General features: G+C 48.8%; 11 protein-coding genes and 1 pseudogene. 1 reads left to right on the plus strand and 11 read right to left on the minus strand.

Translation table 11 applies throughout. From position 1 onward, the window contains the following. Nucleotides 1-393 precede the first annotated feature (393 nt). Together AC5JL3_RS24700 and AC5JL3_RS24705 are read right to left on the minus strand one after the other, a co-directional pair. The gene (locus AC5JL3_RS24700; protein WP_496076997.1) at nt 394-681 is read right to left on the minus strand and encodes a helix-turn-helix domain-containing protein; all 288 of its coding nucleotides are present in this window, start codon (nt 679-681) and stop codon (nt 394-396) included. Continuing rightward, nucleotides 674-994: a hypothetical protein gene (locus AC5JL3_RS24705; RefSeq protein ID WP_496076998.1), complete on the minus strand. Its 321-nt coding sequence runs from the start codon at nt 992-994 to the stop codon at nt 674-676. Before AC5JL3_RS24705 ends, AC5JL3_RS24700 begins: the two co-directional genes overlap by 8 nt. A gap of 252 nt (nt 995-1,246) precedes the next feature. Here AC5JL3_RS24705 and AC5JL3_RS24710 point away from each other — a divergent pair, with 252 nt between their 5' ends. Continuing rightward, the gene (locus tag AC5JL3_RS24710) at nt 1,247-1,624 is read left to right on the plus strand and encodes a ribbon-helix-helix domain-containing protein (RefSeq protein ID WP_496076999.1); all 378 of its coding nucleotides are present in this window, start codon (nt 1,247-1,249) and stop codon (nt 1,622-1,624) included. 260 nt (nt 1,625-1,884) lie between these two features. Here the strand turns inward: AC5JL3_RS24710 and AC5JL3_RS24715 are convergent, their stop codons facing one another. The 9 genes and pseudogenes from AC5JL3_RS24715 to AC5JL3_RS24755 form a co-directional block, all read right to left on the minus strand. Further along, nucleotides 1,885-2,934, minus strand: a complete 1,050-nt coding sequence (locus tag AC5JL3_RS24715) for a tyrosine-type recombinase/integrase (RefSeq protein WP_496077000.1) — start codon at nt 2,932-2,934, stop codon at nt 1,885-1,887. Beyond that, nucleotides 2,931-3,527: a hypothetical protein gene (locus AC5JL3_RS24720; protein ID WP_496077001.1), complete on the minus strand. Its 597-nt coding sequence runs from the start codon at nt 3,525-3,527 to the stop codon at nt 2,931-2,933. Before AC5JL3_RS24720 ends, AC5JL3_RS24715 begins: the two co-directional genes overlap by 4 nt. Before the next feature lie 196 nt (nt 3,528-3,723). After that, nucleotides 3,724-5,067, minus strand: a complete 1,344-nt coding sequence (locus AC5JL3_RS24725; protein WP_496077002.1) for a cytochrome P450 — start codon at nt 5,065-5,067, stop codon at nt 3,724-3,726. Beyond that, nucleotides 5,060-5,170: pseudogene (locus AC5JL3_RS24730) on the minus strand (hypothetical protein); the annotation flags it as partial. The pseudogene AC5JL3_RS24730 and the gene AC5JL3_RS24725, both read right to left, overlap by 8 nt. A gap of 132 nt (nt 5,171-5,302) precedes the next feature. Continuing rightward, nucleotides 5,303-5,770, minus strand: coding sequence for an IS630 family transposase (locus tag AC5JL3_RS24735; RefSeq protein WP_496077003.1), 468 nt, complete (start codon nt 5,768-5,770; stop codon nt 5,303-5,305). A gap of 39 nt (nt 5,771-5,809) precedes the next feature. After that, nucleotides 5,810-6,211, minus strand: a complete 402-nt coding sequence (locus AC5JL3_RS24740; protein WP_496077004.1) for an IS630 transposase-related protein — start codon at nt 6,209-6,211, stop codon at nt 5,810-5,812. A 93-nt stretch (nt 6,212-6,304) separates the two neighbouring features. Next, nucleotides 6,305-6,907 carry a hypothetical protein gene (locus AC5JL3_RS24745; RefSeq protein ID WP_496077005.1) on the minus strand — a complete coding sequence of 201 codons (603 nt, stop codon included), beginning with the start codon at nt 6,905-6,907 and terminating at the stop codon, nt 6,305-6,307. A 17-nt stretch (nt 6,908-6,924) separates the two neighbouring features. Continuing rightward, on the minus strand, nt 6,925-7,743 hold the full coding sequence (locus tag AC5JL3_RS24750) for a ParA family protein (protein ID WP_496077006.1): 819 nt from the start codon (nt 7,741-7,743) through the stop codon (nt 6,925-6,927). Nucleotides 7,744-7,988: 245 nt separating this feature from the next. Continuing rightward, complete coding sequence (locus tag AC5JL3_RS24755) at nt 7,989-10,025, minus strand: hypothetical protein (RefSeq protein ID WP_496077007.1); 2,037 nt, start codon at nt 10,023-10,025, stop codon at nt 7,989-7,991. Between the last annotated feature and the right edge of the window lie 48 nt (nt 10,026-10,073).

A 10,073-nucleotide genomic window follows, 5' to 3' on the forward strand; every position in this document is an offset into this window, starting at 1 on the left:
GGGTTTCCCGAACCTGCTTAAGCTGGTCACTTATTTCTGCCAATATGGTCTAGTAAGTTACTAGCGGAGGATTGTAGAGATGTATCGTAGGAGGAAAATCGTCGAATTCTACTTCTCAAAAGCGATCTCTTTTTCTGTTCTAATCGTTCCAAATAGACATCTCCCTATCTGGTATCTTTACTTTTAGCTTTACACGAAAAATTTGACGAACGTTGCACTCGACGGTCAGTTAACACGACATCAGTGTCGCCTAAGTACGAAAGCTCTCAAAAGCTCACCTTAGACAAAGTTAAGCTCCACACCTATTCCAGGGCAAACCAAAACCCTCACGATGAGGGTTCTTTGGTACTCTCTACGTTTGTTGCCTCGTTGGGTGCTACTATACGCTGCACTTCAATGAGGACATAACTGTTCTCTCACTTCTACTGGAATCTGCTCCCATAATTCCCAAATTAAGTCCATCTCTGCCAGCCGCCTGGTGTAAATCGCTTCGGGTACCATTCGAGTGCTGCCGAACCAGCGTTCTACGTTGGCTAGACTGCACCCACAAATCGCGGCGATTTGTCGCTGTGTCACGTTCCATTTTTGATAGAACTCAAACACATCCATTGATAGCTGGCAGTTGCTGTAGAGATTCAGGAGGGCGAGTTCTCTGGCTCTAAGGGGACGGTGACTATTCACGGCTTGTCACCTCTTCAACGAGTTGTGTTGCTGAAGATGAGTCGCTAGGCACAGGCTCTAGGTCATCCGGCCATCCCCAGTCGGCTTTCGCCCACGGGTAAGACGGGCTTGATGGGTCGAGGACGACGTAGTATTGCCACTGCCAGCTAGCTAGGTGTTCTGCCCAAATGTATCGCATTCCCATGACCAAGCCCCAGTCTGATGTCGGCATGGGTTTCCAACGCACTTTTGATACTCCGACTTGGAAGATTGGAGGGGGAATGTTGTCAGGGGGAGTCTGAGCTGGAGCGGGATGATTTTTAGCAATAGACAAAGACAATTTTCCTCCTGAAAACTTTGATAAATGAGTTCAATCCTGCTTTCTGCCTACGATTGAAGCGACATTCCGGCAGTAAAACTCTGTTGCCCAAATTCACTGACTTGCGCCCTGTAGTAAGAGATTTGGATGTTTTTGGTCTTTGATGCCAAAGTAGCACACCTAAGGCTCAATAATGCTACTTAATTCAAAAAATTCTTGAGAGTGTCCAAGTAAGCCATGATGGGACAGAGGAGTTCTTGTTTTTTGATGCCTTCAAGGTGGCGAGTAGCGGTTTATCTGAATGAGGAAATGCAAAAAGCGCTAGAGCAATGGGCAGGGGAAGAGAATCGCTCTGTCAGCAACCTAGCAGCGACGATACTCATGAACGCCATCAAGGAACGTCAGGAAAAAATCAAAACTCCAGAATCTACCAAGGATTCTGAAATTGAAAAGGCACTAGAACCTAGAACCATCGCTCAACTAGTTAAGGAAAACTTTTACCAGTTGTTTGGAGACGGCAAAATCAATCCTGAAAATTTAGAGGCGATCGCATCGGGAGAAAAGCCCAGTAATGCCGACTTAGTAAGGATCGCTCGAATTTTAAACATCAAGGAAGAGGATTTACTAGCCATGCGCGATCGCTAGGACAGCTAATCCTGAGCGCAATTGCCAAATTGCGGCAGGTTCACTTGCATGGAATCTCCCAAATTAGAGTTTGGATTGGATGCGATCAGTAAGTACGTCACCGTTGATGGAGCGGGTGCTGACTTTATGAAGGGTTTTACGCCTAGTCAGAGCACATCCTAATAGACGGGTACAGTATTCACGAAACGTTCCAAATTCCTCAGTGTCGGCAAATTGTTGGTAAGGTTCGACGAAATCTGTTGAGGAAAATGACAAATAGCTCATCGTTTCTTCTTGCGAGGAATCGGTAAGTGCTGCACCGCTGTTCGCTTTGTCTCCTCTCCCCTTCGATCGTACTTGGCGACAACCGACGGCGAGGAGTGTCCCGCTAAGGAAGCCACAGTTACGACATCAACTCCTGCATCCAGTAACTCAGAGCAAAACGTGCGGCGAAAATCGTGGGGCGAGAAGGAAGCCACACCCGCTTCACGAGCTCGTTTGCGTAAAATTAGAAGCACCGCTTGGGGAGTCATGGGTCTCATGTGTATCTGCCCCCATTTAAACACCGGGCATAACAGCGCTCCCGGTTCGTCTCCCCTAAGCGCTAACCACTCTTGAACTAACTCCATAGCACCATCAGGCAAATACACCCTACGGTTCTTACCCCCTTTACCACTGCGTACTTCCAAAGCACCAGTGCTGGCATTGAAATCCCGCAGCTCTAGCTTGACTGCCTCGGCTCGACGCAATCCAACCCGGAGGATGGCAATAAGAGCCGCGTCTCTAGCCCCGGCAGGCGTAGGGTCTTCAGCACAAGCCTCAAGCAAAGCAGCAATCTCATCAACGTCGAGCGCCCTACCTCTAAGGTTTTGAGTCGTCTTAATCTTAGGTAAGTCAATTGCCTTGGCATAGTCACGAGGGTCCATCAAGTCCAATCTCACTGCCTCTTTGAGCACCCGTCTCAAGGCTGTCATCATCTTGGTCACCGTCGTCGGTGAGTGCTTCGCCATCAATGCCCCTTGCACAGCAGCTGTATGTTGATAGCGCAGTGCGGACCAATCTAATGTCATTGCATCGCATTGCCCATCTGAGAGAAGAGATGCGATCGCATTGAGGGATTGCTTAATGGTGCGTCGGGAGCCAGGAGCCAATAGGGAAAGGTACACCGCAGTGGGGTGCAGGGTGAGGGGAAGGGGTTCCGTTAGTGCCAAAGATGGTAGACCCGATGAACGGGTGGTAGGCATCGGCTTATGAGAAATTCCCTTCTCGATATTCTTCTTATTACCCCCCAATTGACTACTGCTCTTGCCTTTGGCTTTCGAGCGTTTCAAGAGGAACCTTCGGAGTCAAAGCGATCGCTCCCAGTTCGCCCCTGGAGCAGCAGATCAATCAACCGCTGTTGTTGTTGGGTCGTAGCAGCTAGCTGCTCTATGCTCTGTGCTTGCCGCTCTGTCGTTGCAGCCAGCCTTTCAATCCTCTCGTCCTGGCTCTGGGTTAAAAAGCCTATCCTTTCAACTGTTTCGGCTACCCTTTCAACTGTCTGAGATGTTCTTTCAGACGTTCGAGCCGCTCTCTCCACCGTTAAAGTTAATTGGTCTATCCTAGAGCCTTGTTGTTCCATGCTCTGCTGTTGCAGTTGGGCGGAGAGGACTAAGCGATCTATCCTCTCGCTTTGTTGTCTGCCTAGTTCTTTGAGTTCAAAGATGTCCGAGCGAAACTCAATCGAAGTTTCTGTCAACTGAGTCTTGAACTCAGTATACGATTCGAGCAGCTGACCCATACCATCGAACAACGTGTCAATGTTTTGTCCTTGCCGTTCGATGTTTCGCCCCTGCTGCACAGTTGCTTGGACTAGCTGCCCAGTTATCGTTACCAAGGAAGCTAGTTGTTGGTCGATGCTGTCCAAGCGCTGCTCTGTGCTCAATGGAATCCTCCCAAACAAAAGTGCCGAGTAACCTATTATGTACGTGATTAGGTCTGTAATACTGCTACTTTAAACGTTTATCAACGTCTTGATTGCTTGAGTTACCTGAATACGTCACCAACTGAAACCAATCCATGTGGCACCCTCGTGCAAGGAACCGGATGAGTATGTTGATGCGTTCTAATGCGGGCTTTCGCTAACGCAAGCACATGCGAATTCCACCTTTTGGTGCGAGGGTTCCACCTCGACGTACAGGTTTGACTTCCTCGGTTTCTAACAGTTCCAAGTCGCACTCGTTGAGGATGGTGCTGAGAATCAACGTCATTTCATACATCGCTAAGGCTGCCCCTACGCAACGGCGCACTCCACCCCCGAAGGGCAGGAACTCATAAGGAGAATAATTCCTTTCGATGAAACGTTCGGGACGAAAAGTATTAGAGTCTGGATATAAGTCTTCTCGGTGATGAAGCAAGTAAATACAACCCATCATCTGCGTACCTGGTTCCAAGTCATAACCTTGAATTTGCAACGGCTTTTCCACTCGGCGTGGGAACGTTACTAGGGCTACCGGATGAATCCGCAACGTTTCATTGCAGACGGCGGTGAGGTAGGGAAGTCGGGCAAGCGCCATCAGGTCAGGGGTGTCTCGATAAGCCGCCAGTTCTGCCATCAGCTTATGTCGGACTTCAGGTAAGCGGTGAACCCAATAGAATGCCCAAGCGAGTGCCGTAGCGGTCGTTTCGTGTCCAGCTACTAGCAAAGTTATGAGTTCATCGTGCAGTTGGGCATCTGTAAGCCCTTGTCCCTCTTCGTCTCGTGCGCTGAGTAGTAGTGACAGTACATCTTTCCGCTCCGGGTTAGGCTCAGCCCTTCGCTCTCGAATTTCAGCATAGAGCAGATCATCTGTCTCTTGAATCAGTCGCCGCACTTTTCCAGCTAGGCTCCAAGAGCCGAGGTCGAGCATCAGTTGTGGGAAGAACACCAAGATTGAGGTGACAGGAGTGGTAATCAGATTGAGTCTCTCAGCCAACAAGCGTTCAAGTCGTCTGTAGCGCTCGCCCTCATGAAGCCCAAACACTACCTGTAAAATCACTCGCATCGTGATTTGCTGCATGGCATCCCGGACGTAAAAAGGTTTGCCAATTTCCCAAGTTGCCATCACCTCACGAGCAATCGTGTAGATCGAGTCACCATAGGCTTTCATCCGTTCGCCATGAAACGGTGGCATAATTAACTGTCGCCGTCGCCGATGTTGCTTGCCGTTGAGGAGAATCAGCGAGTTTTCACCGAAAATTGGCTTGGCTAAAATGTTGACGTCGCCAGGAGATGTAATCTCCTTAGTGCTGTCATGAGTAAGAACATATTGTATGGCTTCCGGGTGGTTGAGCAGGATAAGAGGCTCTGGATTAACCGGAGAAATTTCAGCTTGGAAACAATCGCCAAACCGCTGAAAGTTCGTCCTCATATACCCTAAAGGATTAAGTACCCACTGTAATAGCTGCACCAAAGCTGGAGTGTTTGAGCGAGGAATGCTAACCATAACTATCTATATCTGTACTTGAGCGGGTTTCACGTTTGCTATAAACAACAGAAGTCGATGTAACTCCTTTAACTTCCCGAAATGCTGCCTCCACACGCCAAAAACAATCAGCTCCATTTTGTCGCTAATTTTATTGGTGTTATTTACTCCAAGCCAGAAAGCGGTTTTCTTCTATTATATTAAGTTGTGTAAAGATAGTAATGTGCTGGCGGTAGTATAGCAACCGCCAGGGCGGTTAGGACGCTAGGTGTAGGACATGCTCCATCGCATCGCGTACACACTCAAACTGGTCGAGTTGCTTACGAATCCGACTAGTGATCCAAGACCAGCATTGTTCAATCCGATTGAAGTCCGGTGAATAAGCAGGTAAGTACAGCAACTCACAGCCTGCTTGCTGAATCAGTTGCTCAATTCGTCCCCCTTTATGAAACGTGGCATTATCCATGACCACTACCTGCCCGGGTTTCAGCACAGGAATTAAGCAAGTTTCCAACCAAATCTCAAACACATTTCGATTGCAAGAGCCTTCGACGGTAAAGGGAGCCATCAGTTGCCCTTTACAAAGAGCCGCAATCATATTTACTCGCCCCTGCCGTCGTCCTGACTTCAAGGCATGAAATCGTTGTCCTTTTTCATTCCAGCCATAACTGTAATCTTCAAGGGTTGTCCATGCCCGATTCATCCACATAAACAATCGCTTCATCCTCATGGGTTGCCAGATGCTCTCGGAAGAGCTGCCGTTTCACCTCATCCCGTTCTTGGTAGCCGTCGGTCTTTTTTTTCGCGTGAACCCAACTTTCTTCAAGGCTCGTGAGATTGTGCGCTCGCTGATGTCACCCTCCCACAATTGCGCCATTTCCACCTGGGTTTTTTCTCCATGAGTCTTAGCAAACGCCCGAAACCTCTCCCAGTCTGTGATTTTATGATTGTTACTTGGGGGGTGGTTAGGTAATGCCTGAACATCTCCCGTTTCAGCTTTGCGCTTCAACCAAAGGTTGATCGTGTTGCGGCTGATATTGAACAGTTCACTCGCTTCCTGTTTCTTGAGTCCATCTAACTCGATGGCTTGGATCACTTTCTGACGGAAGTCGTAACTGTAGGGTTTAGGCATAGTAGAGCAGACGATAGCAGGTCTCGATAACATCTTTAGTCTACGTCCTAACCGCCTTGGCGGTTGCTATACTTGCTGGCATTCGAGGGAGGCAACCGTCATCCGCTGAAAGGACTCTAGAAAAGTTCACTGTTCCAAATATTTCGCCCTCATCGTTTTCACCGTCTTCTCCTGACCAGCAATGAGTCTTTCTACTCTGGCTTGTTTAGCCTGCTGTAAATAAGCTGCCTGCGTGCGCTTGGGGAGATTGTCCCAATTGCGAATCATCACATCTACCAAAATCTCGTAGGGCACTCCTGTAGTAGCACGTAGCTGTCTCAAACTTTCTACGGCTTCAACTGACAGCCTCATTGCCACCTTCTTGTATTCTGGGAAGCTAACGCCAGAATCAGGTATGCCAGATTCAGTAATTCTAGGTGAAATAGAAGAATCTTCCCTTCTATATTCTTCAATCTCTAGCTCTGGCTCCTGTTGAGTAGTCCCGCGACTCCGTGTTGCTTGTTGATTACTATTTTCTACACTGCCTGAATCTAGATTACTAGATTCTTGATTGCTAGTTTCTGGCAAGTAAGAATCTTGTTTTCCATTTTCTAGTATCTGTCGAGAGCTTTCTGTTTCCGTAGGATGAAGGCTACTTGCCCCACTTTCATCTGGAAGGGCTACCCGTTTGGTAACTGGAGCATCAATCCGAATGGGTCCTGTGGGAAGTTTCTTTTTGGCACTAGACATGAGTGGCGTATTCCTCCCTAGACATGAGCCTTCACGGCTTTCATCAGTGCTTCGGCAACTTCTACGTAAGATGAAGCCAGCGCTCGTTCTCCAGCTTCCAACAACGACCAGCCTACGTGGTTAGTCTGCTGAACTGTTGTGCTTTGGCGGACTGAGCTGAAAATCTGGATGTCTGGTAGAGCTTCTTTCAAGGCAGCGATCGCCGCTTTAGACATTCGGGTTTGATTGGCTCCTGCCCACTGATCGCGGGTTGGCACAATTCCTAAAATTTTGGGGACATCGAAATCAAGCTCTTCTAGCTCTTTGACGAGTATCACGGTACTAACAGCTCCCATGACACCTTTATTAGTACATTCGGTGGGGATAACTAGAAAATCTGCTGCCAGAATGGCGTTGTAAGTCAAAATGCCTTTGGAGGGTGGGGAGTCGATGACGATAAAGTCATAGTCACCAAGAACGGGTTTCAACGCTCGCTTCAGGAAGCGTTCGCGCCCCGGCTCCATTGCGATCGCGTCGGCAGCTCTGGACAAACTGTAGTCAGAGGGGGCTAATAGCAAGCGCCCCGAACGCTCTTCATTGGTAGGGGGTTTGATAATGTCCGTTATTTTGATGCGATCGGTATCCGGCAGAATGGTTTCGGCAATTGTCGCCGACTCTGATAAATCGGTCCATCCCAACCACTGAGACAGGTTGCCTTGAGGGTCAAAGTCCACTACAAGGGTTTTCCCTTTTTCCGAAAGCATAGTAGCTAAGTTCAGCACAGTGGTGGATTTACCCGACCCACCACTCAGGCAGGAGATGGCTAAAACTGTTGTCGTGCGAGAAGATTCTGGCATCTAGTATACTAGATTCTGGTAGAGTAAAAACAAGATTTTAGTGTCATCGTACCATAGCTTATGCACAGCTATTGTTACGTTCCATGCTCCCCTATCCTCTATGACAAATAAGAGGGGTATGAGTCTTGAGTCAAGCGTCGTGCCATCTTCCTCTCCCACTGCCCGTACTCGTGCCACTCGCTGTTGTTCAGCGTCTGTGAGCGCTAGTATAGAACCGCCCTATTTACCGCTTTAGCTGTAGCAACTCATCCTGCACCTGTAGCCTGCGCCAACTCCATCAAATTGCCAGTGGGCAAGGTTAGCATCAGCTTAGTGAGGATAGTGATTTGAGTGAATGCAGGTGTTGCTTCAAAAAGCCACTCAAAATCGCTTCTCCCATAGACTGATAGGAGAGTATCGACTTCTTGAAGCATCTCGAAGGTAGGTAAGGAGGCAATTAGAGGTAAGTATTCCCTCGCCAGCCATTGAGCCTCTGGTGGTTTTTCTCTTGTTTTACTCATTCGGCTATTAGGAAACCCTATAAGCATTTTGAGTAAACTGCGGAAGCGGCTGATATGCTGCTGGGAATAGCCAGTGAGAGATGCGATCGCGCTTTGGGTAACTTTTTGTCCAGTGGCTTGAAGTTCTGCCACAGCTGCTTTGATTGCCAATTCAACTCGTTCGGTTTTACTAGCAGCTTCTGAGGTGACCTCAGAGGCAGGGGTGAGCGTTACAGGGAGGTCTAACGGATAATCGCCCAAGAAATAGATACGCAGTGTTTCCCCAGGTCTTCTGTGTGTTCTCAAACGTCCAATGGCTTGATGAATGTCAGCCAAGATGCGATGCCGCACGAAGGCTCTAAACTCCAGGTCAGCTGATACCTTCATCTCGAAGTATGGTTGTACACCAGGCGGCGATTGACCCTTAATTTGAACCGGATACTTAACTTCCACACAGCCAGGTTGGGGAACTCGCCCGTGCATTAGCGTAAACTCGGCTTCCAAGTGGCTGAGGGTACGACAGGGAGTGCCAATCAAAATCAGGGTAGTGGTAGATTCTAAGTCATTCACGCCGCGAGACTCGACCCACCACCTTAAGGAGCTGTCTTGAGCAAACTTCTTGAAATCAATGACTTTGGTGTTAGGGTCTTTTTCGAGTAACGCATTAGCAACCGCCTCAATTCGCTGCTGTAGGAACTCACTGCGATCGCTATTGCCCAAGCGCCCTAACGTGGTAACCTGAATGATTTCTAGGTTGTTGTACTCTGGGACAGTCTGTTGGAGGCTTATAATCTCGGTAGGTGCTATCCCTAGTAACTGCGCCAATTCCCCAGCCTCACCAGTGGCATCCAAAAAAATGTTGGCTTTTGCTGCCAAGGCAGTTCTCACCAATCGGTCGTCGGGTAGAGTGATGCTTAATACCCCCTGTGCAACTCGTAAATAACCCGCTCCTCCTTTCAATACCTTAAGAAAAGGCATCAGCCACTGCTTATAAAACTTCTGCTTGATGGTTTCAGCAACCTTTGCATCTGAGTCGGTAAACTTCTTGCGTATAGAAGCTGGCAGAGCGGCGGCGCTGATGCCATAGCCAACGGTTGGGTCTAAATAGCTCAAGTCAGGGGCGATCGCCTGTTCAATTGCCACCTCGTCCAGTTCTTCAGGTAACTGAGGTAACAACTCCACAACAGCAGTATGATTCCATCCGTAGCGGTTGGGTTGTTTGGTTTCACCAGTCAGCATGGCTCTTAATCCCTGCAAGAGCGTCGCTAGCGCACAAAAGAGTTTAGGGTCTTTCACGAGCAGTTGACCAATCAATCCGTCCAAGTCGCGAACGTTCACGTCCAGAGTGCGCGTAGTCCGCAGTAGGGTTGACCACTCATCCCAAAGCAGAACAACATCGCTGTAGTCGTACTCCGTGGGGTCAGGCAGGCTTTCTGGATGTGCCCGAAGCCGCGAGGACTTGAGGGCGTTCAGGCGCTCGTGTAAAAAGCCAAAAACATGACCCCCACGACAAGCTTCTAAGTAGGGACAAGTGGCACAAATAACCTGGGCAGTGTTTGCGCTGTCAATGTTCAAAGAGCGCAAGGCGTTAATCGTATGGTTGCGTCCGCAGTTTGGGGGAGTGCTGTGGGATTCACCCAGTTTGGCACGTCGCTTTCGTCCAAACTGGTCTAGAGTTAATCCACTATGCCGCGCTTCTAGGTCAGTCCAAGCAGAGAGGGTGGAGACTGTGGGATTGCGATGTTCTGAACTTAAGAACATCACTTGCCGACAGTTAAATAATGCGCTGTGGGCTAACCCCATTGGTGACAAGTTAAGGCTTTCTGGCAGTTGTCAAGAGGATCTGAGAAA

Source organism: Symplocastrum torsivum (genome assembly GCF_059505465.1).

What these genes read in the sequence shown, in the direction of transcription:
- AC5JL3_RS24710 (WP_496076999.1), top strand. Translation starts at nt 1,247, where the DNA reads ATGCCTTCAAGGTGGCGAGTAGCGGTTTATCTGAATGAGGAAATGCAA.
- AC5JL3_RS24725 (WP_496077002.1), bottom strand. Translation starts at nt 5,067, where the DNA reads ATGGTTAGCATTCCTCGCTCAAACACTCCAGCTTTGGTGCAGCTATTA.
- AC5JL3_RS24735 (WP_496077003.1), bottom strand. Translation starts at nt 5,770, where the DNA reads ATGAAGCGATTGTTTATGTGGATGAATCGGGCATGGACAACCCTTGAA.
- AC5JL3_RS24740 (WP_496077004.1), bottom strand. Translation starts at nt 6,211, where the DNA reads ATGTTATCGAGACCTGCTATCGTCTGCTCTACTATGCCTAAACCCTAC.
- AC5JL3_RS24745 (WP_496077005.1), bottom strand. Translation starts at nt 6,907, where the DNA reads ATGTCTAGTGCCAAAAAGAAACTTCCCACAGGACCCATTCGGATTGAT.
- AC5JL3_RS24750 (WP_496077006.1), bottom strand. Translation starts at nt 7,743, where the DNA reads ATGCCAGAATCTTCTCGCACGACAACAGTTTTAGCCATCTCCTGCCTG.
- AC5JL3_RS24755 (WP_496077007.1), bottom strand. Translation starts at nt 10,025, where the DNA reads ATGGGGTTAGCCCACAGCGCATTATTTAACTGTCGGCAAGTGATGTTC.